Annotated in this window: 19 protein-coding genes; 18 read left to right on the top strand and 1 reads right to left on the bottom strand. The window is 54.5% G+C overall.

Annotated features, from left to right (window positions below; genetic code table 11):
* Positions 1–275 precede the first annotated feature (275 nt).
* The 12 genes from J7J55_00095 (at position 276) to J7J55_00040 (ending at position 16,057) form a co-directional block, all read left to right on the top strand.
* Positions 276–1,736, top strand: a complete 1,461-nt coding sequence (locus tag J7J55_00095; protein MCD6141120.1) for an extracellular solute-binding protein — start codon at positions 276–278, stop codon at positions 1,734–1,736.
* A gap of 448 nt (positions 1,737–2,184) precedes the next feature.
* A complete protein-coding gene (locus tag J7J55_00090) occupies positions 2,185–3,423 on the top strand; it encodes an extracellular solute-binding protein (GenBank protein MCD6141119.1) in 1,239 nt (412 codons plus the stop codon).
* A 57-nt stretch (positions 3,424–3,480) separates the two neighbouring features.
* The gene (locus J7J55_00085) at positions 3,481–4,362 is read left to right on the top strand and encodes a sugar ABC transporter permease (GenBank protein ID MCD6141118.1); all 882 of its coding nucleotides are present in this window, start codon (positions 3,481–3,483) and stop codon (positions 4,360–4,362) included.
* Positions 4,359–5,180: a carbohydrate ABC transporter permease gene (locus tag J7J55_00080; GenBank protein MCD6141117.1), complete on the top strand. Its 822-nt coding sequence runs from the start codon at positions 4,359–4,361 to the stop codon at positions 5,178–5,180. The genes J7J55_00085 and J7J55_00080 overlap by 4 nt, the downstream gene beginning before the upstream one ends.
* 4 nt (positions 5,181–5,184) lie before the next feature.
* Positions 5,185–6,288: an ABC transporter ATP-binding protein gene (locus J7J55_00075; GenBank protein MCD6141116.1), complete on the top strand. Its 1,104-nt coding sequence runs from the start codon at positions 5,185–5,187 to the stop codon at positions 6,286–6,288.
* Positions 6,251–7,486: a hypothetical protein gene (locus J7J55_00070; protein ID MCD6141115.1), complete on the top strand. Its 1,236-nt coding sequence runs from the start codon at positions 6,251–6,253 to the stop codon at positions 7,484–7,486. The genes J7J55_00075 and J7J55_00070 overlap by 38 nt, the downstream gene beginning before the upstream one ends.
* 167 nt (positions 7,487–7,653) lie before the next feature.
* Positions 7,654–9,021 (top strand): glycosyltransferase family 4 protein, encoded by a 1,368-nt coding sequence (locus tag J7J55_00065; GenBank protein ID MCD6141114.1) that lies wholly within the window; start codon positions 7,654–7,656, stop codon positions 9,019–9,021.
* Positions 9,008–11,401 (top strand): hypothetical protein, encoded by a 2,394-nt coding sequence (locus tag J7J55_00060; GenBank protein MCD6141113.1) that lies wholly within the window; start codon positions 9,008–9,010, stop codon positions 11,399–11,401. The genes J7J55_00065 and J7J55_00060 overlap by 14 nt, the downstream gene beginning before the upstream one ends.
* Positions 11,389–11,586, top strand: a complete 198-nt coding sequence (locus J7J55_00055) for a hypothetical protein (protein ID MCD6141112.1) — start codon at positions 11,389–11,391, stop codon at positions 11,584–11,586. The genes J7J55_00060 and J7J55_00055 overlap by 13 nt, the downstream gene beginning before the upstream one ends.
* Entirely contained in the window at positions 11,576–13,756 is a 2,181-nt protein-coding gene (locus J7J55_00050) for a hypothetical protein (GenBank protein MCD6141111.1), read from the top strand. The genes J7J55_00055 and J7J55_00050 overlap by 11 nt, the downstream gene beginning before the upstream one ends.
* Entirely contained in the window at positions 13,756–14,907 is a 1,152-nt protein-coding gene (locus tag J7J55_00045; protein MCD6141110.1) for a hypothetical protein, read from the top strand. Before J7J55_00050 ends, J7J55_00045 begins: the two co-directional genes overlap by 1 nt.
* Complete coding sequence (locus J7J55_00040) at positions 14,900–16,057, top strand: glycosyltransferase (GenBank protein ID MCD6141109.1); 1,158 nt, start codon at positions 14,900–14,902, stop codon at positions 16,055–16,057. Before J7J55_00045 ends, J7J55_00040 begins: the two co-directional genes overlap by 8 nt.
* A gap of 129 nt (positions 16,058–16,186) precedes the next feature.
* Here J7J55_00040 and J7J55_00035 read toward each other — a convergent pair whose 3' ends face one another.
* Positions 16,187–17,239: a LacI family DNA-binding transcriptional regulator gene (locus J7J55_00035; GenBank protein MCD6141108.1), complete on the bottom strand. Its 1,053-nt coding sequence runs from the start codon at positions 17,237–17,239 to the stop codon at positions 16,187–16,189.
* 146 nt (positions 17,240–17,385) lie between these two features.
* On the opposite strand from J7J55_00035, the gene J7J55_00030 reads away from it, so the two are divergent.
* The 6 genes from J7J55_00030 to J7J55_00005 form a co-directional block, all read left to right on the top strand.
* Positions 17,386–18,813, top strand: a complete 1,428-nt coding sequence (locus tag J7J55_00030; GenBank protein MCD6141107.1) for a sugar ABC transporter substrate-binding protein — start codon at positions 17,386–17,388, stop codon at positions 18,811–18,813.
* A gap of 46 nt (positions 18,814–18,859) precedes the next feature.
* Positions 18,860–19,744, top strand: coding sequence for a sugar ABC transporter permease (locus J7J55_00025; protein MCD6141106.1), 885 nt, complete (start codon positions 18,860–18,862; stop codon positions 19,742–19,744).
* Positions 19,737–20,597 carry a carbohydrate ABC transporter permease gene (locus tag J7J55_00020; GenBank protein ID MCD6141105.1) on the top strand — a complete coding sequence of 287 codons (861 nt, stop codon included), beginning with the start codon at positions 19,737–19,739 and terminating at the stop codon, positions 20,595–20,597. Before J7J55_00025 ends, J7J55_00020 begins: the two co-directional genes overlap by 8 nt.
* 28 nt (positions 20,598–20,625) lie before the next feature.
* Positions 20,626–21,807, top strand: coding sequence for a hypothetical protein (locus J7J55_00015; protein MCD6141104.1), 1,182 nt, complete (start codon positions 20,626–20,628; stop codon positions 21,805–21,807).
* Complete coding sequence (locus tag J7J55_00010) at positions 21,798–22,784, top strand: glycosidase (protein ID MCD6141103.1); 987 nt, start codon at positions 21,798–21,800, stop codon at positions 22,782–22,784. The genes J7J55_00015 and J7J55_00010 overlap by 10 nt, the downstream gene beginning before the upstream one ends.
* Positions 22,785–22,968: 184 nt before the next feature.
* Positions 22,969–23,900: LacI family DNA-binding transcriptional regulator (locus J7J55_00005; protein MCD6141102.1), on the top strand; the 932-nt coding region annotated here is incomplete at its 3' end.

Genomic DNA, 23,900 nt, shown 5'->3' with positions numbered 1-23,900 from the left:
AACGTGATGCCGCAAAAGAGTAGGTTACCGAAGCGGTAGCCGTTGCCTCAGAATTTGGGCTACCCATCGTACCTCTACCGCTTCAAAGCTGGCTCGAGGAGCGAGTCGCTTGGAACAAAGCCTGCCAGATAACTCTCACAGCTCGAGCAACGTTTCCTTACTTGCGGAATTCGCCCTGACTTCGGTAATTTTCCAGAAGCACTTCGGCAGCTTGCTGAAGAGGGCGTTACCTACTAAACTCGTTTTAAGATAAATGCGGAAATCCAGAGGTCTCGATGGAAGCAGCGGGAGAAGCGATAAGTAAAATGGAAGTTCATGATTGGAACAGGGATAAGATTGATAGAGAGGTACGTGTTCCGATCTATCGCCAATTGAAGGAGATCATCAAGTCGAAGATCGAGAAGGGGGACTTCAAGCCCGGCACGCGTATTCCCACCGAATATGAATTATGCGAGATCTACGATATTAGCCGCATTTCGGTGCGACAAGCTCTTACGGAATTGGCTAACGAGGGGCTCCTTTACCGCCGTCCAGGGCAGGGGACTTTTGTTAATCATGAGATTCGCAAGTCGGTTCCCTCTATACGGGTTATGCTGCCGGAAAACCGTTGGGTTCCTCCTCTGCAAGAGGCTGTCGGCTTATACAATCAGGATGCGGAGAAGGTCAAACTCGAAGTCGAGGTCCTTGGCCGGCCGCAGTTGCGGAACAAAATACTCTCGGCGGTAGGAAAAGGAGTAGCACCCGATCTTGCACTGGTTGACTGGGCATGGGTAACAGAATTTGCTGATTTGCGGTTTCTTAAATCCCTTGATCGGCTTGATTCTCATTGGTTAGAGGAATTTAAGGCAGACTTATTCCCAGCGTTCAGGACTAATACCTTTTATGGTGTTCAACCGGAAGCGAGCGTTTCTGTGCTTTGGTACAGGAAGGATTGGTTCCTCCAGGAAGGAGCGCAACCTCCTCGCACTTGGAATGAGTTAATAGAAGTTTCTCGACATTTCAAACGCCTTAAGAGATTTCCGCTTGCCTTTGTGGGGGGTACGAAAGCAGGGGAGACGACTACATATCAGCTGCTTCCCTTTATTTGGGCAGCTGGTGGAGATCTTCTGTCTGAGAATAGGGTGGCACTGGACGAGAAAGCTGTATATGCCGTGCAATTTCTTGTGGATCTTATTCATAAGCACAAAGTGGTTTCTCCAGAGGTTGTCGCGTTTGCGTGGGACAAGCCTGCCAGGCTTTTCGCACAAGGAAATGTGGCACTTGCTGTTGGGGGAAGTTATGAGAAAGCTCTGATTCAGGAGGTGAGCGGGTGGGATGATGCAGCATTTCGTGAACGGGTCGGCTGTATTCCGATACCCGCACCCTCTGGAGGGAGCAGTGCCTCAGTGGTCGGAGGAATGGTTTATGTGATATTCCGGCAATCAAAGGACGCAAAGTCCGTCTTGGAGATATTGAAGCAGGTTGCTAGCCCTGAACTTATGCGAACGTTTTGTGTAGAGACGGGGCGTACTCCAACCAGGGTTTCAGTAGTCCAAACTTTGGATCCCGAGACTAATTGGTTTTCTTACCAAGTTTCACAGTTCTTGCAGAGCGCTCGGTCGCGGCCTGCTATACCCCAGTATGCCAAGGTCTCAGAGCAGTTCCAGCTGATGATTGAAAATGCACTTACTAAGCGCATGACACCGAAAAAGGCTGTGGAAGAGGCCCGTAAGATCATCAACTTTCTGATTTCTTGAGTTGATGGCTAAGTTTTGCCAGACAGCCGGATATACTCTCCGAAGATCTCAGTAGGGTCGAACCCGCCCCATCGTTTCTTCAGCAGATATTTATTTGTATTCTTTCCTTCCCCGGTTGTAGCAAAGGCTTCTTTTGCATTAAGTGCAACCTTGCGGAAACTATGTACTTTTACATGAATGCAGAGCTCGGTATTTAGTCGATAGCCTTCTACCAACTCCTATTCGGGAAAACGCTCTAGGACTCGCAAACGTTCAACATTTCGCCTTTTGCCCAGTGAAACTCTTGCTCCACCAAGATTCTCCTCTTGACAAACGCCCCCGATTGCGCTATCTTTGTTATAACAAACATCTCGACCTTTAGCTATTCGGGAGGGAGGTGGTTGCACAAACACGAGACAGCAGCAAAAGCAACAAGGCGATTCTCTAAAGAACTTCCAAGGAGGATGATATGAAGAAGCTGATCCTTGTAACACTGCTGTTGACGATTGGGATTTCCGTAGTTGCGTTCAGTGCCGAAAAAATCACGTGGCTTTCCACACAGTTCAACCCTATCAAAGAAGCCGAGTGGGTGCGACAAACTCTCTTACCGCCTTTTACTCAAGCGACAGGTGTCGAAGTAACATTTATTGGATCTGAGTATGCTCCATTTGTTGATCGCCTCACTGCTGAGGCTAAGGCGGGGAAGGGTACAATTGATGTCGTCTGTGGTCTCCATGGAGATTTTGCGAGCACCGTCGGAGCCCTCAGCGATGTGAGCAATGTGGCTGTGGGAGGCTCCATAAGCCCCGGACTCATGAAACTGGGGCAGATGGAAGGCAAGCAGGTCTACATCCCCTTGATGCAGGCCACTTACCTCATGACGGTGAACAAAAAGGCGTTGGAATATCTTCCTGAGGGAGCTGACATCTGGTCTCTCACCTATGACCAGCTGCTTGCTTGGGCGAAGAATATCTATGATGCCACAGGGGAGAAGAAGCTAGGAATTCCCGCTGGACCTGGATCCCTGCTGCACCGCTTCATCCACGGGTATCTCTATCCCTCGTTTACCGGGTATCAGGTACTCAAGTTTGACAGTCCTGAAGCGGTCGAGATGTGGGAGTACATGAAAGAGCTTTGGCAGTATGTGAACCCGGCTGCTCCGACTTGGGATTCCATGGACACGCCGCTTCTTTCTGGTGATGTCTGGATTGCATGGGATCACACCGCCCGGTTGAAGCCGGCAATCGTTCAGCAGCCTGATGAGTTTATCGCCATTCCGTCTCCGGCAGGGCCGGCAGGTCGCGCGTTCATCACCGTTATAGCCGGCCTTGGCATTCCGAAGACTTCGCCTAACCCTGAGGCTGCTGCTAAGCTCATCAAGTATCTGACCAGCCCTGACGCACAAGTGTCGATTCTGCAGGGTGTGGGATTCTTCCCGGTAGTTTCCGAAGCGGCTAACGCTGTTCCGAGCGGTGCGCTTCAGATCCTGGCCAAGGGAGTGAGTGCGCAGGCGTCCTCTCCCGATGCCATTGTGTCGTTCATTCCCAGCGGAATCAGCGATGAGTACAAGAAGATCTACCGGGATACGTTCACGCAGATCGTGATCCAAGGCAAGGATATCAAGAGCGTCCTTCTGACAGGCGGGCAAGCACTGCGCAAGCTCTACCTGGATTCGGGCGCCCCTTATCCTGCCCCGGATAACAAGTAAACCAAATCAACAAGAGGGGGAAGGGAATCTCCTTTCCCCCTCTATATTATCATTCTTATGACAAATACTCGCATAAATAGACTCCTAGGGACAGATACGCTGCTCCCCTATTGGCTTTTGGTGCCCAGCCTTGTGTATTTGTTGATCTTCTTTCTGCTGCCGTTGGTGAACTCGATTGGACTGGCGTTCCGCGGTGATGACGGTGCATTCACCGTGCGGTATTTTCTCCAAATGGTCCACGATGTCCAGTTTGCTAGCGCGTTGAAGTACACTTTCTTTCTGGTTGCTATTATTGTTCCCTTGCAGCTGGTAACGGCTTTATTTATCGCCCTGCTTGTCAATACAGGCTTTAAGGGCTCGCGCTTTTTTCTTTATATATGTACAATCCCATTGGGTATTTCAGATCTTGCCGCTGGTCTCATATGGCTTTCCATATTTGCGCAACACGGATATTTGAACTCCGCCTTATACGGCTTGGGCATCATTGATAAGCCGATTTATTTCATCTCCTATCAGAACATCAGTTTTGTATTTTGGGCTATTGTCATTGCCGAGCATTGGAGGGCTACGGCGATTGTTTTGGTGAATCTGGTAGCAGGGCTACAAATGATTTCCAAGGATTATCTGGAAGCCGCTGAAGTTCTGGGAGCGCGGCCATTACAGAAACTTCGGTATGTAATACTTCCACTGCTCAAGCCGGCTATTCAGTCCGCTTTGATTATCAGAACGATCTTGGCCTTGCAGATGTTCGCGGTAGCGGTGGCAATAGGAGGGAATTTGGTGCCTGTGTTGGCTGGACAGTCTTATTTCTGGTATTCCCTCTATCGCAGCTACCATATGGCAGCCGCTTATGCCGTATTGTTAATGGTCCTTTCTATTATTATAACATGGTTTTATATGTGGTTCTTTAGGCCAAAAGCAGAGATGGTGGGGAAATGAGCTTTCGAAGACTACAACGTCAGACACTGATCTATATGGCGGCGATAGTAGTCGCTTCATGGGTGTTGTTGCCCATCGTGCTCATTGCTTTGGCTTCCTTTACACCGCAGCAAGAGATCTATCAATGGCCTAAGTCAATTATTCCCAGCCATTTTTCTCTCGAAACAATGAAGTTCTTTCTGAATTCTTACGGAGTCCTTCCTTCATTATTGAACAGCGTTTTGGTGGCGCTCATGACCCTGGGTATTACGCTCATTGTGGCAGCACCAGCCGGATACGCAGTGGCTCGGTTTACCTTCCGAGGACGCAACGTGTACCGAATGGGAATCCTGATGACGAGGATGTTTCCCACCGCACTCCTTGCGATCCCTCTAGCCGTTACCTTTATAAAATGGGGGCTCTATGACACCCTGATCGGGGTGGCCTTTCTACATGTTGCTATGGCTATGCCGTTCGCCGTACTCATCATTACCGGGATATTTGTGAGTGTACCCAAAGATTTGGAAGAGGCGGCCATGACTTTGGGCTGCAGCAGGGTTGGGGCATTCACTCGAGTAGCACTCCCTCTTGCTCTTCCAGGTCTGGCTGCGGCCGCTATGTTTACGTTCGTGATATCATGGAACGAAGTATTTGCTGCTACTATCCTGACAGTGCAGCATCGGACTTTGCCCGCTCAAATTATGAGTACATTACAGGCTTCCCCTCTTTATTTCCGTTTTGCCGGGGGGTTTTTCATGGTACTTCCTACCCTGATATTCATGTTCCTAATTCGCCGGTACCTATTCCAAATGTGGGGTGGGGCTACAGCAGAGAGGTGATCTAATGGCAGCAGAGATTCGACTTCAGAACGTGCGTAAAGAATTCGGCAAAGTAGTAGCAGTCAAGGATATGGACTTGACTGTGAGAGAGACAGAGTTTCTCGTGCTGCTGGGTCCCTCAGGGTGTGGTAAAACTACCACCTTGCGCTGTATAGCTGGTCTGGAACGGGTGAACGGGGGACGCATTTTCATCGGAGAGCGTGATGTGACGGAGTCCTCTCCAGCCCAACGCGGCATTGCGATGGTCTTTCAGAGCTATGCTGTCTTTCCGCATATGACGGTGGCGCAAAATATAGGGTTCGGGCTACGAATGAAACATGTTCCAAAAAATGAAATTCAAACGGCCGTCGAAGAGGTCGCCAAACTCCTCCAAATTGAAGAACTTTTGACACGCTACCCAGCCCAGCTTTCCGGAGGACAGAGACAGCGAGTGGCAGTTGCACGAGCCATCGTTATGAGACCAGATGTATTGCTGATGGACGAGCCGCTCTCCAACTTAGATGCGCTCCTTCGCCTTCAGATGAGGGCAGAACTCAAGCGCCTTCATCAGGAGATCGGTACTACTACGGTATATGTTACCCACGACCAGATCGAAGCCCTCTCCCTCGGTGATCGCATAGCCGTAATGCACGGAGGAGAGATAGTCCAGTTGGACAGTCCTAGTCAGGTTTATGATCGGCCCGCCACGAAATTCGTCGGCGGATTTATCGGGACTCCCCCGATGAACTTTCTCACCGCTACGGTCAGTGACGAGGGAGACGGTGATGTTATTCTCGTCATCGGTGAGTTCAAGATAGCCGTTCCTGAGGATTGGAAAAAGCCGCTTGGGCGATTGGTCGGACAGGTGGTGGATCTGGGAATTCGAGCTGAGAACATCGAAGTACACCTGGAACCCGAGGATGGCAGCCTTCCCGCTAAAGTACTGGTATCTGAGCACTTGGGTTCTCAGCAGCTTCTGACTGTGCAGGTAGGGAAAGACATATTAAAGGTTGCTGCTAACCCAGATCTACCTATAAAACCCGGGCAGACAATCAGTCTTACTATTCTCAAGAATAAAATAAGAATTTTTGATGAAAAAACCGGTAAGAGTTTGTTGTTCAACGACTAATAACATCTTCATGAATCCAGGAGGGAATACTGTGGCAGGTACAAGCTTGGTCGTTTTTCCGTTCAAGTCCGAAGACGTTGCTGTGTTTAAGAAGAACATTCGCGAAGCTCTATCGCATCCTCGCATCGGTTCGGTGCTGTGCGTGGGGTATGAAGAGAATGAATGCTACAAGGAGATAGAGAAAGCGATCCCTGAGTTAGAGCGAAGTAGTGGCAAAAGGGTTGGCTTGATCGTTCAAGAGCGGCTTGGAACTAAACGGCCTGGCAAAGGCGACGGAATGAATACTGCTCTCAAGTATTTTTTGGAGGAGACCGGTTTCTCCAGGCTGCATTTTTACGACTCCGATATCGAGACATTCTCGCGTGATTGGATTACCCAGGCTGAAATACCGGCCGATGATGGTTATCAAGTAGTCCGGCATTATTTCCCCCGCGCCAGCACCGATGCCATGGTTACTTGGATGATCACCAAAACAGGTTTTTCCGTCCTCTGGCCCGAGACGGAACTCCCGTTCATCGAACAACCGCTAGGGGGCGAATTGCTCTTTACCCGAGAAGTGGCTGCGAAGTTATACGCGGATGAGCGAGCTCTCCGACAGTCTGATTGGGGAATCGATACGGCTTACACCTGGCTCATGGTGGCAAGCGGATTCAGCATGTATGAGACTTATGTTTCGATCGGCAAAGTACACAAGCTCTACAAGACACTGGCCGACTTGCAGGACATGGCGATCGAATGTTTCTCGATCATTCAGCAGCTTAAAACCGAAAAGATCGATGCCGCAAGACCGCTACATCGTGTGGAGCGGCCGGGACCGGTACCTGATAGGGTTAAAGAGAAGACTGCTTACGACATAGAGGGAAGCCTTCATCTCCTGATGGAGAATTGGACGGATAGGCAGCTTGAGCTCCTGAGTCTATTCCCAAAGGAGGTCCGCGAGGGCATGGCGGAGTGTCAACGGAAACCCCGGTTTGTGTTTATGGATGCGGACAACTGGTACGAGTCCTACAAAGTCCTTCTTGAACATTTTGATTCCGAGGATAAAGATTGGCGGGATCTCCTTTTCAAGCTCTGGATCGCCCGGGTTCTTAACTATACCACTAAAGTAGCCCTGAAAGGCTACGATTACGCCCTCTTTTACCTCTATCGAATGATAGAGGGGTTTGTAAGGATGTCGAAGAGGAAAGAAGAAGCTTGAGCTCTTTGGTGCGGTGAGGGTCGGTACTCACACCGCAATTTCGAGACGGGGCGGATTAGAGTAATGGACAAGATGTCAGCTCGGTTTGTTCGATTGCCCTTTTTAGATGGTGGAAGGTCCCGTCGATTGAGTGCACGCGAGGGCTACTAGGTGGTAACGTTCCGATGATGCGTATTGGCCTCTGTCATTACAAGGTCGGTGGTACGGACGGCGTCTCCCTGGAGATGGACAAGTGGAAGGTCGTCCTGGAGCGGATGGGCCATTCCGTCCGGTTGTGCGGCGGCGATTTGGGAACGGGTACGGGGTACCTGATCCCAGAGCTCTACCACCATCGGACCGAGGCCGAGCGGATGGCGTGGAACACCTTTCACTCGCTTCGCGATTACCCGAACGGAGCAGCCCTGGAGCGCGAGATTCTATCCGAAGCCGGGGTGATCGAGGAGAAGCTGCGTGGGTTCATTGCGGAGGAATCGATCGACCTTCTCATCCCCAACAACATCTGGTCGATCGGGGCGAACCCGGCGGCGGCGGTCGCATTTGCCCGGGTTGTCAACGACCTGCAGATCCCCGCGGTCGGCCATCATCACGACTTCTGGTGGGAATCGTTCCGCGGGATGCAACCCACCTGCCCGGCAGCGGCGCGGATCGTCGATGAGTACCTCCCTCCGACCGGTCCGACAATCGGTCATGTGGTGATCAACAGCTTCGCCCGCGACGAGCTGCGGACCCGGCGCGGTGCCCTCGCAAAGATCGTTCCCAACGTGTTCGATTTCTCCGGACCGGACTGGAAGGTCGATGACTACAACCGCGACTTCCGCGCCGAGATCGGAGTGGGGGAAAGCGACATCCTCGTCCTCCAGGCGACACGCATCGTTCCGAGAAAGGGGATCGAGCTGGCGATCGATCTGGTCGCCGCCCTCGATCGCGGGGAGAACCGCCGCAGGCTCGAGGAACGCGGCCTGTACGACGGGAGGCCGTTCGGGAAAGGAGACCGGATCGTTCTCGTCCTCGCCGGTTACTCCGAGGATCCGACAAAGGACTACCTGAAGCGGCTGGAGAAGCGAGCAGCCCGGGCCGGGGTAGAACTGTGCGTCATCTCCGATCGGATCCGATCGCGTCGGGGGAGGACCGACGACGGGGAGAAGATCTATTCCCTATGGGACTCCTACGTCTTTGCCGACCTCATCACCTACCCCTCGTTGTACGAAGGTTGGGGAAATCAGTTTCTGGAGGGGCTGCACGCCCGCGTCCCGATCGTGGTCTTCGAGTACCCGGTCTACAAGGCGGATATAAAGGACAAAGGGTTCGCGGTCATCTCCCTCGGGGACGAACTCGCCGGAAAGGATGATCTTGGGCTGGTGAAAGTCCCTCCTGCTGTGATCTCCCGCGCCGCTGCTGCCGCAGTCACTGTTCTCACCGACCCAGCAGTGCGGGAGGAGATGGTGGCCCGTAACTATGAGCTGGGCAGGCGCTACTACAGTCTGGAGAGTCTCGAGCGTCACCTGAAGGGGATCCTCGCCGATGTGTCCGAATAGCACAGTCGACGTTTTCTTCGTCCCCCACACGCACTGGGACCGGGAATGGCACCAGCCGTTCCAGGTGTTTCGCCTGCGGTTGGTCCGATTGATCGACCGATTGCTCGGGATCATCGACAGGGATCCGGCGTTCCGTCACTTTCACCTCGATGGCCAAACGGTCGTACTGGAGGACTATCTTGAAATGCGCCCGGAGCGTGCCCGCGACATGAGACGATCGATCCGGACAGGGAGAATCGGAGTCGGGCCGTGGTACGTGCTCCCGGACGAGTTCTTGGTCGACGGCGAGTCCATCATCCGCAACCTGCAGCGCGGGGTCCGGATCGCGGCCGAGTTCGGGCGGGTGACGAAGGTCGGCTATCTTCCCGATCAGTTCGGTCACATCTCCCAGATGCCGCAGATCCTGCGTGGGTTTGGGATCGATACCGCGGTGGTGTGGCGGGGGCTTGAGTACGATAGGACGGTCCACAACGAGTTCATCTGGAAGGGGCCGGATGGAAGCTCGATCCTGGGAGTTCATCTCCCTGCCCGCGGCTACGGCGGGCTGACCGACCTCTCCGCTGATCCGGCCGCCGGGATGGAGCGGGTCAAACGAGCGTTGGATTTCCTCGCGGCACGTGCGGCGAGCGGTTGTGTCCTTTTGCTGAACGGGGACGACCACGCGTTTCCGGATCCCGGGATCCCTGAGTTCATCGCGGCGGCCAACACCCAGCTTGAGAGCGTCCACATTGTGCAGGGATCGCTTGAGGAGTTCTTCGCTGCGGTCCGGAATCGAGTTGATCGATCCGAGCTCGCGGTGATCGCGGGGGAGCTCAATTCCCCGAAAGACACCCGCGTCCTGCAGAGCGTCTACTCAGCCCGGATGCCGCTCAAGCAGGCGAACCGGGCGGTCGAGACTGAACTTCTCGGCTGGGCCGAGCCCACCTCCGCGTTACTGATCCCCCTCGGCGTTCACCCACCGCGGGGTGAGCTCCGGACTGCCTGGAAGTGGCTCTTGCGCAACCATCCCCACGACAGCATCGGCGGGTGCAGCGTGGATCAAGTGCATCGGGAGATGGAGACGCGGTTTGCGTGGAGCGAGCAGATCGCACGCGGGGTCAGCGCGGAGAACCTGAAGACCATCGCCGCGGCGGTCGAGGTACCCGCAGGTGCCGGGAGCGGAGTGGTCGCGTTTAACCCGACCAACTTCCCCGGCGACCGGGTGATTGAGGTCGAACTCCCGGAACCGCTTCCAGCCGGGCCGGTGCACGGGATCACCGTGGACGGGAGGACGGTCCCGGCTGAGGCGGTCACCCCTACCCGCGTCCGCCTCCTCGGGGCCGATATCCCGGCGTTCGGATACGCAACCTATCGAATCCTCCCCGGCGGAAGTGATTCGGCTTCGGATGAGCTGAAAGGAGAGAAAGGCGCGATTGAGAACGCCCACTATCGCGTCGCGATGGCTGCGGACGGGACGATCGAGATCCTGGATAAGGAGACCGGGGAAGTCTACTCGGGTGGGCTCCGGTTCGAGGACCGCGGCGACCGCGGGGATGAGTACACCTTCGACCCGATCGCGGACGAAGAGCCGATCTTTTCCGCTCCCGGCGTGGTGACCGGAATCTCGGTCAGTCGCCTCCGGGCGGTGATGCAGATCAGGAGTACCATCGAGATCCCGGCCGAGCTGGACTCGAGCCGCGATTCCCGCGTCACTGAACGGATTCGGCACGAGATCGAGACTGAGATCTCCCTTTATCCGGGGGAAAAGCGGATCGACTTTCGGATCGAGTTTGTGAACGCTGCCAAGGATCATCGCCTTCGGGTCTTGTTCCCAACCGGGATCCGAACCGACGTCTCCCGGGCGGCCGAACACTTCGACCTGGTGAAGCGGCCGATTCAGATCCCAGCCGGCGACGGCTGGTCCGAGGCCCCGTACTCGACCAAGCACCTGGACCGATTCGTCTATCTGGCCGACGGGAAGCGCGGGTTCGCTGTTCTCTCCGGCGGTGTGAGCGAATACGAGGTCCTCGACGATCAGGCACGCACGGTCGCCCTCACGCTGGTGCGGAGCATCGGCTGGCTCGCCCGCCGCGATCTGGTCCGCCGGGTCGACGAAGCAGGGCCGATCATCCCCACCCCGGAGGCACAGTGCCTCGGCCCGCACATCGTCGAGTTTGCTCTCACTACGACCGTCGATCTCCCTGCGCTCCTCCGCCAGTCCGCCCTGTTCAATCTTCCGGCGCGGGCAGTCCCGGTGCGTCCCCATCCCGGTATCCTTCCTCCGCGCGCCGGTTTCCTCTCCGTCCTTCCCAAGTCGCTCGCGGTGACCGCAGTCAAGCCGGCCGAGGATGCTGACCTCACGAGGATGCTGACCTCATCGTGGTTCGGGTGGTCAACTTAGCGGAAGAGCCGGTCCAGGGGAGGCTGGAGACTGGGTTCCCGCTCGACCGCGCTGTCCGCCTGAACCTGAACGAGGAGCCGCTGGAGGTCCTTCAACCTGATGGCGATGCTGTCGCGTTTCCCGTTCCGGGTAAGCGGATCGTGACGCTCGGGCTCTCCCCAAAGGAGGGGCGGGATGGGGGCTGAGTTGGAGGTGCGGCTGACCGCGACCGGCGCCTCCCTCGTCCGGGGCGGGGAGGCATGGGTGCAGGAGATGGGGATCGCTTTCCCGTATGCCGGGGAAGAGCGCTCGTCGTTCACCGGAGGATTCGAACTCGTGGATGCACGCCCGATCTCAGGCCGCGATGGAGACGGGGAATACTCGGGCTACGCCCTCATCTACTCCGCTGGGGAAGCCGACCCGATCGTCTCACTCACCGTGCGCGCCTATCCGGAGCAGGGAAAGACGGTGATCGATGCAGAAGCCTTGACGGAGCTGGTCGGGATTCAGACCGCCGACAGCTTCCTCTACACCACGTTCAACGCCCCGATCCTCCGTCTGCGGGAGGGCGAAGTCCTCCTGTACACGTGGGGATTGTCCGATGCGGGTGGTGAGTGGCCGCATGCTGTGTACGGGAAGAGCCTGGATTCGATCCCGTCGGACAGACCGTTCTCCCCCCTCGTCCTCGTTGCGGACGGAAAAGCGATGGTGATCTCCCCGGGGAGCCACTATCCAGTGAGTCCGCTGCGGGCGGGCCCCGAACCAGGGATGATCTCCCGCGGCGTGCACGGGGCGATCGACAGGGTTCCACAAGGGACGGTCGTCTCCACCGTGATCGCGGCCGGTGACGATCCGTTCTCCACGCTGCTCCGCTGGGGTGATGGGATCCGCGCCGGGCGGCCCCGGCCGACCCCGCTGGCGCACCCGGTCCTCTCCCGGCTCGGCTATTGGAACGACTACGGGGCGTACTACTCCGAGCTTCTGCATCCGATCGACGAGGAGGTGTTAATAGCGCTCGGGGATTACTTCCGGGAGGAGGAGATCCCGATCGGTTATTTCGGGCTCGACCTGTGGTACCCGCATGACCGGGTCGGGTTCGCCAAGGCGTATCGGGCGGACGAACGACGTTTCCCGTCCGGGCTCGGCCGGATCAAGTCCCGCACCGGGATCCCGTTCTTCCTCCACCTCTCCGGATTCGATCCCGAAAACGAGTACCAGGATGGCTATCGCTTCCAGGAGGGGGACGGCGCCGCCTGCCCGCAGGAAGGGAGGTTTTACTCCGACCTGGGGCATCGCCTCACCGAGGAAGAGGGAGCAATCGGGGTCTGGCACGATCACATCCGCGTATATCAGGAGAGGATCCCGGCGCTGCGCGCCTCCCTCACCGCGGGGGAGGAGTGGTTCAAGACGATGACAGAAGGTCTTGGCAAAAATGGGCTCCCACTGATGCTCTCCGATCCTACGGTCGGATTCCTTCTCACCGCAGCGCACACTGATGCGGTCGTCTCCTCCCGCAGCGGGGACGACTACCTGGTGAAGCAGCCCGGCCAGCTCGCGCAGCTCGACCCGGCCGCCGCCGCCCGTTACGAGTACGTCCCTCCGCAGCGGTTCATCATCGATCGGTTCCTGGTCGGTTGGCTGCTGTATTCCCTGGGGATGTTCCCGTTCCACGATGTGTTCATCACGAACCCCGACCATCCCGATGGGTTTGACGAGCCGGACGCCGAATCCGAGGCCCTGATGCGCGCGTTGAGTGCCGGGCCGATCGGGATCGGAGACAAGCTAGGGGAGGTGAACAAAGGGATCATCGACCGGCTTGTGTTCCCTGACGGGGTGTTGGCCAAGCCGGATCGCCCGGCCCGTCCGGTGTGGGACCCGCTGGCGCGCGACCTCGTCGTTGGGGTGACCGAGAGCGGGGACGGCGCCTGGATCTACGTCGTGGTGTTCAACATCGGCGATGCCCCCCAAGAATACCGCCTTGCCGACATCCCTACGCAGGGGCGGATGATATACTCGCACGCCCAAGGAGCGGTCGTCGCTGAGATGCGAGGGACCCTTCCACCGGCCGGTGGTGATTATTACGTTCTCGCCCCGGTCTGCTCCGGGATCGCGTTCATCGGGTTCGTGGACAAGTACATCACCGCCCCCTCGGATCGGATCCTTGAGGTCGAGTCGACAACGGCGGGGTTGGAGGTGCGGATGCGCGTTCCGCCCGGATACTCCTACACCGTCGGGGCAGCCTCCACTGGTGGACTCGCTGCGGCGGCGACCGGAGCGGAAGTGAAGCGGATCTCGGTCCAGGAGGGAATGCATCTGTTCACGCTGCATCCGCAGGAGGAGGAGTTCATGCTGCGATTCCGGAGGGAGGAGGACTGATGAAGCTCCTGATCACCGTCCCAACCTACCGGCGGTCGCCGGATGAGCCAGACTCTGGCCCGTACGACCACCCCATTCCGCTCGGGATGGAAGGGCCCCTCCCCCGCCTCATCGCAAGCATCGCGGCGGCGGGCGCGGATACCCCAGTGGCAGTCATAGTCGCGGGTACCGATGCCACGATCGCAGGCCTGGCGGTGGAACAGGTACGAAGAGAGATCGAACCCTACCGGGATAAGATCCGGATCGGGGTCTTCGGGATCGATGACCTCGATCATCTCGTCGGCCGGCGCTCTGCCAACTGCATCGGGCTCATCGGGTACGGGAAGGTACGTAACTTGCAGCTCCTCATCGCGGCCCTGTATGGGGCTGATGCCGTGATCGGGCTCGATGACGATGAGGAGGTTCCCGCTGGGTATCTTGCCCGGGCGCAGCGGTTCATCGGCGCGGAATATGCCGGTGAGCCGGTGTTGGGAGTGGTCGGTCCCTACCGTGAAACAGAGGATGGGCCGCCCGCGCGGGCGGCGAACCCACTCCTCGAGCGGGGAAGATGGATAAGAAACGGAATCTCCGCCCTCGCCGCCGCATCCCAGGGCCTAGTTGATACCCCGATCGGGTTTGGGGGGAACATCGTGATCCACCGAGACCTGTTCATGCGGGTTCCGTTCGATCCCTATATTCCCCGCGGGGAGGACATCGACTACATAACTACCTGCCGCATGCATGGGGATCGCTTTTGGTGGGATAACGAGCTTTTTGTGGACCATTTCCCTCCGCGCCTGTTCCGCCGCTCGCCCTGTGCGATGCTCCGGTCCGATATCATCCGGTTCATTTACTCGCGGGAGAAGATCAGGGTCGGGATGGAACGTGGGCTTCTTTCACCCGCCCCCCTTGATCCGTACCCAGGCAGGTTTCTTAGGGATGATCTTCCCGTACTCGCCCGCGATGCCCTTCTGGAACTCTGCCGGAATGAATTCAGGACAATGCGAGAGGCGGAGGGATTCGTTGAAAGGGCTCTCGACTGGGCACAGAGTGCGGCAGCGGAATTCTTCCGCATCGAAGATGAGTGGAAAGAGCTCACGGCTGCGTTGACAATGGATCGAACAGCCGTTGGTTACGTGAAAAACAAGCTAGAGGGAGAAAAACATGGATAAAGTAGATATCGTCGTTGGGATTAGTACGAGAAACTGTGCTGGCACGGTCGCCGGGGTGATGGCAAAGGTAGACGAAGGATTAGCGCGACACTTCCCGGATAGACCGGGGTTGATCGTCGTCTCGGACGGCTTTTCCACCGATGGGACCCGTGATATAGCGAGCGCGACCCCGACCAAGGCTGAGAAACTCGTCGTCACGGAGAAGGGGAAGCTTGGCAAGGGGAGTGCGATAAGGACGACCTTTGAAATCGCCAACTCCCGCGGTGCCGCCGCGGTCGCCCTTGTCGACGGGGATCTTACCAGCATTCGGCCGGACTGGATCGACCGCCTGGTCGGCCCGATCGTTAACGGGCGCGATTTGGTGGTTCCGTATTACCTGCGCCATCGCTACGACGGAGTGATAACGAACCAGATCGCCTATCCGTTGACGAACGTCCTGTTCGGACTCGGGGTGCGTCAGCCGATCGGAGGGGAGTACGGGCTCTCCCGCAGATTGATCGATCTCCTGCTGGAGCATCCCCTGTTCCCAGCGGAGTTCGGGATCGACATCTTCATCACCCTTGTCGCCGGTGCGGAGGGGACGGAGATCGTGGAGGCGGTCCTCGGGGTGAAGGAGCACGAATCGACCAAGCAGTATGCCGATCCCGAGGAGCTACTCGTCCCCATGTTCTACCAGGTCGTGGGAACGCTGTTCCGCCTGATCAAGCACTACCGTGCCTACATCGAGAAAGTCGATGGGATCAAGCGCATCGAGCGCATCGGCGAACCTCCGGATGTGCATCCTTCGCCGCTGATTGTAGATAAAGAGCGAGTATACGCCCAGTTCCGCGCCAAGTACGAGGAGTTCGTGCAGGGGAAGGCGTCGTTCCTGGCGGAGCTCGAACCCGAGCTGGCCCGCGTGTACGCGCTCCCGCTCGATGAATTCTCGTTCCCGCTCGACCTTTGGGTGCGGGCGGTCTACCTCGCGATCAACGCGTTCGCTCGCAGTGAAGACCTGCACATCCTCGATGCTCTCCGCGTTCTGTGGCAGGGAAGGTTCCTAAGCCTTGTGCGGGAGACAGAGGGGATGACGGACGAAGAGGCAGAGGCGTACATCCAAGCGCAGTGTGACGTCTTCTCCCGCTATCGATCGATGTTGAATTTGAAATAGATGACGTGGGAAGAGAGGGAACCATGCCGGGATCTTGATCTGATTCTTTACCCTGCTGCAGGGGTGTTCTTTCGGAAGGCGTACTTCGAACGATCCTCCGATGGATCCGAGAAGTCTACACCGAAAAGATCACCTTTCCCTGGCCTTGCCTTGTGATAGGGTGGTTTCCTCTCTTCTTCCACAGGACTCACGAACAATCAGCTCAGGTTGGAGGATGACTCGCCGTTCATCCAGCTCTTCTCCGTTGATCAATTGGATCAACATTCGACTCAGCATAACACCGATCCGATACGTTGGCTGCCTAATAGTGGTCAAAGGAGGCTGATAACTAGCGGCCATCTGGATGTCATCAAAGCCGACAACGCTGATATCCTTTCCGACTGAAAGTCCTGCTTCGCGCACGGCTTCCATCGCACCTAATGCCATCAAATCACTTGAGACCATGACTGCTGTTAGATCGGGATTAAGTTTTAATAAACGTTTCATAGCATAGTATCCTCCCTCTTTCGTTGTCTTACCCTCCACTATCAAGTTGGGTTCGAGCTCTATTCCCTGTTCCTCAAGGGCGGAGCGATACCCGGCAAGGCGGTGCTGTGAGCACATCAACTCGGAGGGGAGCCCGATAAACCCGATCCGACGGTGTCCGAGATCAAGTAAGTAGCGTACCCCCTGGCGCACACCTGCCTCCCCATCTACATCGACATAAGGGAAATCCCACTCGTCATTAGCGCGCCCGAAAGCAACGAAAGGAATATCTTCTTTTATAAGATAGGCGATTCGTTCGTCGTCCTTTTTTGTGCTCGTGATAATACATCCATCTGCCCTTTTCCCTCTCACTATCCTTTGGTAGATGGTCAGCCGCTCTTCATCAGAGGAGGCAGCGGACACAAGAAGGTCAAAGCCATGTCGTTTGCACTCATCGCTAATACCCGCCAAAAGCTGAAGGAGATAAGAAGGCTCTCCTAGGCTGTGTTCAATTGCCGGTAAGACCAAGCTGATCGTGTTGGTTCGACGACTTTGCAAACTTCTAGCCACCGAATTCGGATGATAATTTAACTCTTTAATCGCTGATAAGACTCGGTCCTTGGTCTCCTCTCTGACAGAAGCGGTGTTGTTAATTACATGGGAAACTGTACCCACAGAAACCCCTGCTCTTCTTGCCACATCTTTAATAGTAGCCATATTTGCTCCCCTGTGTAAAACGCTTCAACCATTATACCGTGAGTTTTTGAACAAGACAACAGATGGAATATGCTCTATTTTGCGTCTTCCGGAAGTGTAGGGGCTGCCCATCTTGCTGGTCATAGCGATATAAGAGCAAAGCCTCATTGCTAAAGGGTTTCAAACTTTTTCTTGACAAAAGGCGAGAAATATGCTATGCTGTTTTTGAAGCGTTTCAAATTCGCCTTGGAAAAGGAGGTGAGGAAGGGAGGCAGGAGCAGATCAAGGTGCTACGCTTCAGAGACATTGCATTTAAAAGGAGGTTAATCAAAGTGAACTGGCGGAGCAGACTAACGGTAGGTTTACTGGTGGTCGCTATGGCAGCGCTTATCGTAGGCCCGGTGAGCGTTTACGCTGCCCAAAAGGTCAATATCTCCCTCATGATATGGGGAGGAGTTACCGAAGAAAATGAAGTTAAAAGCTACATCGCTGCTTTTAATAAGGTCTACCCCGATATTCAAGTGACGATCATACGGCCTGCGGACTACTGGCCGAAACTGATGTCCATGCTGGCCGCAGGGACGCCGCCGGATGTATTCTACATGGGATTTCCAGAATTCGTCAAGTACCACGAGATGGGGGCGCTTCTAGATCTTCAATCATACGTAAACGAGGATTCCACCTTCAACGCGCGGGACTTCTTCCCGGGAACCTTGAACGCCTTCAGGGACAGAAAGACAGGTGATCTCTACGGGATTCCCAAGGATTGGAGCACCTATGTCCTTTACTACAACAAAAAGATGTTTAAAGATGCTGGGCTGCCTACTCCAAACGAGATGTTTGGCTATGGCGAGTGGAGTTGGCAGGACTTCCTCAACGTCGCACAGAAGCTTACCAAGGACGGTGTGTACGGTTTTGCCTACAACACTCCGGGCAGATGGAAGCTCTTCCCGCCTCAGGCCGGAGCGAATTGGGTTGTGAGTCCAGAAAAAGTAGAAGTCGATACTCCCGCCTTCGCAGAGGGGATCCAGTTCCTTGCTGATCTCTCCCTGAAGTACCACGTAGCTCCTACCGCAACCGAGCTCGCTGAGATGGGCGCTCCGGATTGGTTCGCTAATCAGAAGGCGGCCATGTACATTTGCGGACGCTGGATGGCGATGAAATTCAAGACCCTATCTTTTGATTGGGACATCGCCCCGGTGCCTTACGACAGACAGATGTACACCTGGGTGGATCTCGTGGCTTATTGTGTAGCTAAGGATAGCAAGCACCCGGAGGCGGCTTGGAAACTTGCAAACTTCCTGACCCATCCAGAAGTGCAGAAACTTGTGGCCCAAAACGGACATGCTATCCCCATCCGGAGATCAGTGGCCTATTCTCCCGCCTTTACGCAGGCACTCGCCGAAAGGGGAATCCATAACACCGTCCACCTTATGCCTCTGACTACCGGACCGATCACTGTCTTTGACCATTGGGGCGAAGTCTGGACTGCAATAAACAGGGGCTTGGAGCCGGTTTGGACCGGAGAGAAGACAGCTGCTGAGGTCCTGCCGGGGATTCAAAAGGAAATCGACAAAATAATGGCGGGCAAGTAGAAAGTACTGCAATAAGGGCGGGCAAATAGCCCGCCCTCTTAAAACTATGAGACTTTCCTATAAACATCAACAGTGGTTCTGGGGATATATCTTCATCCTACCGGTGATGATCGGTTTCTTCCTTTTCATGATCTATCCTATCGTGGTAGGAATCTCGCTCAGTTTCACAAGCTGGCCTGGTTTGGGTCCCAAAGAGTGGATAGGATTTGCCAACTACAGCAAGATGTTTCATGACGCCCATTTCCTTAAAGCGGTAGGCAATACCGCTTATTATACTTTGGGGATTTTGGTTTTCGGGGTTCCGTTGGCTCTGTTTTGGGCCATCCTTTTAAACCAGAAATTTCTAAAGGGCAGGAACTTCTTTCGCTTGGTATATTTTCTTCCCACGGTTACGATGATGGCTGCTGTTTCTATGCTCTGGAAATGGCTTTTAAGCCCGCATTATGGACTTATTAACAATTTTCTCGGGAAGGTGGGTCTACCGCAGCCAAACTGGCTTTTGGACCCGCACTGGGCCATGCCCGGGTTGGTGCTCATGAGCATCTGGAAGGGGACCGGATTTAACATGGTCATATTCTTGGCCGGGCTTCAAGGGATACCTAAAACATTCTATGAAGCCGCTGAAATCGATGGCGCAACCGGTTGGCACAAGTTTTGGCACATTACTTTACCTCTTCTTTCGCCCACTACATTTTTTGTTGTTATAACCACAATGATAAATTCTTTCCAAATTTTTCAACAGGCGTATATTGTGACTGAAGGTGGCCCCCAGGAGTCCACTACAACAATTGTTTATTACATTTACAATAATGCTTTTAAGTGGTTTCATATGGGATATTCCAGCGCTCAGTCGGTGTTGCTTCTGGTAATTTTGCTCCTGGCGACTCTCTTCCAGTGGAGACTCCAAAAAAGGTGGGTTCACTATGCATAAGAACGTTTACGCCGCAAGACGGGCCGCTTTAGTGACAACTTCCTATGCGCTTGCGATCTTTTTCGCGATCAGCATGCTCATGCCTTTCCTCTGGATGATCTCGACCTCCTTGAAAGACATCAATCATGTGTTCACTATGCCTCCGCAATGGATCCCTCACCCTCCTCACTGGGAGAACTATGCAAGGATCTTTGAGGTAATGAATTTTGGGCGCTATTGGTTGAACACCACCCTTGTAACCATCGGACGAGTGGGGGGACAATTTATCGCGTGCACATTAGCAGCCTATGCATTCGCCCGGCTCCGGTTCCCCGGTAGAAACGTGCTGTTCTTCCTCTTGCTCAGCTCTATGATGATCCCGTTTGAAACGCTTATGGTGCCCACATTTGTGCTCATGAAGAACCTGCATTGGATAAATACCTATTGGGCCTTGATTGTTCCTCAGGCGCTCGGAGCTTTCGGAGGGGCATTCAACGTATTTCTCTTACGACAGTTCTTCCTCTCTATCCCCAAGGAGTTCGAAGATTCGGCCGTTATAGACGGGGCGGGACCTTTCAGGATTTTCTGGAGCATAATGCTTCCTTTGGCGAAACCTGCCCTCGCGGCGTTGTTGATCTTCTCGTTCCGCGGAGCCTGGGATGACTTTACTTACCCTCTCATTGTGACAAATACCGATAGTATGAAGGTCCTCTCATTGGGTATCCTGGGGTTTAAGGGCATGCGAGCAGGAATGACTCAATGGAACTTGATGATGGGAGCTGCCACCCTCGCTATTCTACCGGTGGTGATAGTGTTTATCCTCGCCCAGAAATACTTTATCGAAGGGATCACTGTTGGCGGCCTGAAAGAATAGAGATGCTGAAAACGATGGGGGTGAGATTTTGTCCGACGCGCTTATAACCGTGCCCACGTATTGGACTTGGAAGGATGGAAAAGCCCATGTTGGGGATGTGCCGTATGACCATCCTACCCCCCTGAATCAGGAAGGAACCCTAGCTCGCCTGTTGGAAAGCCTGAGAACCATCGACGGGCCCGAATTCAAAGTGGTGATCATCACCGCCGTAACCAATCCATCTCTAGGAAAATTGGCAGAAATTAGAGTGGAAGAGATTATTGATCCTTTTAAGGACAGTTTTCCTATTGTTCAATTCGCTGGCAGTGACCTCGCTCTGCTCCAAGAAATGCTAGCTCGATTGGGCTTCCAACAGAAGCTGGTAAGTCTGCAGGGCTATGGCAACGTGCGGAATATTCAGTTGATCGTCGCGCAAGCGATGGGGGCTGAGGTAGTCGTGGGTTTGGATGACGATGAGGTGATCGCCGACAGAGATTACCTGAAGAAAGCGGTGGAATTCGCTGGCAAGACCTGGAAAGGGAAGTCCGTGGATGGAGTGGCTGGTTTCTACCTCGATTCCCACGGGCGCACCAAGGTCCGCGAAAAAAGTGGGGAAACAGAAGCGGAAAACGTCTTCCGCCGCAAGGCCGCGATCATGAACGCCGCCACAGAGGCGGTGGAAAGACATCATGGCCGATTGGTTGAGACGAGCTTCGTGTACGGGGGGAACATGGTCATCCACCGCCGGATGTTTGAGGAGATACCGTTTGATCCCTATATCCCCCGCGGAGAAGATATAGATTATCTTATTAATGGACGGTTGAAAGGATACCACTTCTTCTTCGATAAAGAGCTTGCGATCACGCATCTTCCTCCGCCGGCCGGGCCCCATCTGCGAGAGGACATAATCCGGTTTATCTACGAGAGGGAGAAACTGAGAATGGCACGAGGGCAGCCTGGATTGAAAGAGGTCCTCCCCGAATCGTTGGATCCTTATCCCGGTGCTTTTCTGGGCGAGGATCTTGAAGAGCAGGCACGGGAGGTCCTTCGAGAGTGTGAATGGCCGGAGGAGATCGTAGAAGAGGCTGCCCAGTTTGCTCGGGAGATGGTGCCGCGGTACTTTGAACTCTACAATGATTGGCCACATCTCATGGAAAGTGTTAGAGAGGCTTCTATGCTGCAAGAAATGTTGGCGCAGAAGTTCGAAAGGAGAAAGCCTAAATGGAGTTAAAACGCTACGAAGGAAACCCAATTCTAGAGCCGAGAGGGTACGACTGGGAGGCGGTCGGAACCTTTAATCCTACTAGTATATATGAGGACGGTAAGATCCATCTGTTCTATCGGGCAGTCGCTGACTATCAGGGCTATGTTTCACAGCTTGGCCATGCAATCTTCGATGACAAGCTCAACTTGGTGCAGCGAGATGAGGCGCCCTGCTTTGGTCCTGACATGAAGCTCTGGGAAAACTCAGTCGAGGACGCTAGGATCACAAAGATTGACGACGAATTCTATATGACCTACGTAATCACTCCTACTCCAGCTCCCCCTGGTGCTGTCCGGGTTCGTCTGGGGATTCCAAAGCGGGAAGAAGCGATCACCCGCATTGGACTTGCGCGCTCCCATGACTTACGCAATTTCACTAGACTAGGAATAATTACCCCTTATAACGCTAATGAGAGAGACACGGTTCTTTTCCCGGAAAAGATTGCGGGTAAGTATGCGGGGTTGCACCGTCCAGGTAACTGGGTTGGCGCTATGTACGGTACTGAACTTCCCGGCATATGGTTCGCCTATTTTGACAAGCTGGGTAATGGGAGAATATATGGAAATAGACTCGTCATGGCACCAGAAGAAGAGTGGGAATCCTACAAGATCGGTCCCGGCCCTGCGCCGATAAAGACAGAGCGAGGGTGGCTCCTGATCTACCATGGCGTTGACAGAGACCGGGTATACAGGGCAGGGGCGGCTCTCTTGGATTTGGAGGAGCCGTGGAAAGTGATCGCCCGCACAAAAGATCCGATCCTGGAACCGGAGGCAGATTACGAAGTGAAAGGCGATGTCCCCAATGTTGTTTTTCCCGAGGGGGCAGTAGTCATCGCCGGTAAGCTCTTCATCTTCTACGGTGGGGCTGATCGAGTATGCTGTGCAGCTACTGTACCTCTCAATCAGTTGGTTGATTATGTGATAGAAAACAATAAATATAGCTAGCAGGGTTTCTGACTGGGATTAATCGAAAAAAACGAGCAGTATGTGACAGCGCCCTGTCCGATACGCTTGGGCAACATGGTGGCTTTCTGCCTTTTTCCCCTTTTTCTTCAAGCGCGTTCGTGATGCACTACTTCATACAAGAACGCTTGCGCCATTAATAACCAAGTCTTATTATCAAGCTGGTATGGAAATTACGATAAGAGATATAGCCAAAATGGCGAAAGTAGCGCCGTCTACCGTCTCCCGCGCCTTGAACAACAAGGGGCGGATGAGCGACGCCACCCGCGAGCGGATTCGTCAACTCGCTCGAGAGCTTGGCTATCATCCGAATATAAACGCAAAAGGCCTGGCAACAAATAAAACAGGGAACATAGGAATTGTCATCAATAAAAGGCATAGACCTGAGTCTTTCTACGGTTTTTACGGGCCAATAATACTAGGGGTGGAAGAAGCGATAGAGAAACAGGGATACCATCTTATATTCTCGAGCACTGATGGCGGGCCTTCTGCCCCCCGTTGTGTAAAAGAAAGGCGTGTAGATGGCGTAATTTTTATGGGCTGCGATATAAGCAAAGACCTAATTCTCTCATTAAAAAATAGTACACCACTAGTTTTGGTGGATAATCATCTCGATGGGGTAAACTCCATCGCGATCGACAATGAAGGAGGAGCCTATAAGGCGGTGGAGTACCTAATTAAGCTGGGGTATCGAAAGATCGGATTTATCGCCGAGCGACTGAACGATCTGAGTTTCAAAGAGAGGTTTGAAGGCTACAAGGCCGCCCTTAAGGAACATGGCCTGGAATACCACGCCGATCTCGTTGCAGAAGGGCTTACACCGCCAGAACATGGGTATGTAGCGATGAAAAAATTGCTCAAGCGAGGAACTCCTCCGGCCGTCTTCGCAGCGAATGACCCGACGGCTGCTGGCGCAATTAAAGCGATAAAAGAAAATGGGTTGAGGGTCCCAGACGATATCGCTGTTATTGGCTTCGACGATGGACTCACAGCCCTGCATACTGTTCCACCACTCACCACTGTAAGGGTATTTAGAGAAAAGATGGCGCGTGTAGCAGCTAAGAGATTAATGGAACTTATCGAGAATCCGGATCAGCC

This window comes from Candidatus Bipolaricaulota bacterium, from assembly GCA_021159055.1.
Classification (GTDB): domain Bacteria; phylum Bipolaricaulota; class Bipolaricaulia; order UBA7950; family UBA9294; genus S016-54.
Note: the sequence above shows the minus strand (reverse complement) of the source record. Positions and strands in the feature narration are given on the sequence as shown.

Coding starts and splice junctions, on each gene's coding strand:
- J7J55_00095 (MCD6141120.1), top strand. CDS start 276: ATGGAAGCAGCGGGAGAAGCGATAAGTAAAATGGAAGTTCATGATTGG.
- J7J55_00090 (MCD6141119.1), top strand. CDS start 2,185: ATGAAGAAGCTGATCCTTGTAACACTGCTGTTGACGATTGGGATTTCC.
- J7J55_00085 (MCD6141118.1), top strand. CDS start 3,481: ATGACAAATACTCGCATAAATAGACTCCTAGGGACAGATACGCTGCTC.
- J7J55_00080 (MCD6141117.1), top strand. CDS start 4,359: ATGAGCTTTCGAAGACTACAACGTCAGACACTGATCTATATGGCGGCG.
- J7J55_00075 (MCD6141116.1), top strand. CDS start 5,185: ATGGCAGCAGAGATTCGACTTCAGAACGTGCGTAAAGAATTCGGCAAA.
- J7J55_00070 (MCD6141115.1), top strand. CDS start 6,251: ATGAAAAAACCGGTAAGAGTTTGTTGTTCAACGACTAATAACATCTTC.
- J7J55_00065 (MCD6141114.1), top strand. CDS start 7,654: ATGCGTATTGGCCTCTGTCATTACAAGGTCGGTGGTACGGACGGCGTC.
- J7J55_00060 (MCD6141113.1), top strand. CDS start 9,008: ATGTGTCCGAATAGCACAGTCGACGTTTTCTTCGTCCCCCACACGCAC.
- J7J55_00050 (MCD6141111.1), top strand. CDS start 11,576: ATGGGGGCTGAGTTGGAGGTGCGGCTGACCGCGACCGGCGCCTCCCTC.
- J7J55_00045 (MCD6141110.1), top strand. CDS start 13,756: ATGAAGCTCCTGATCACCGTCCCAACCTACCGGCGGTCGCCGGATGAG.
- J7J55_00040 (MCD6141109.1), top strand. CDS start 14,900: ATGGATAAAGTAGATATCGTCGTTGGGATTAGTACGAGAAACTGTGCT.
- J7J55_00035 (MCD6141108.1), bottom strand. CDS start 17,239: ATGGCTACTATTAAAGATGTGGCAAGAAGAGCAGGGGTTTCTGTGGGT.
- J7J55_00025 (MCD6141106.1), top strand. CDS start 18,860: ATGAGACTTTCCTATAAACATCAACAGTGGTTCTGGGGATATATCTTC.
- J7J55_00020 (MCD6141105.1), top strand. CDS start 19,737: ATGCATAAGAACGTTTACGCCGCAAGACGGGCCGCTTTAGTGACAACT.
- J7J55_00010 (MCD6141103.1), top strand. CDS start 21,798: ATGGAGTTAAAACGCTACGAAGGAAACCCAATTCTAGAGCCGAGAGGG.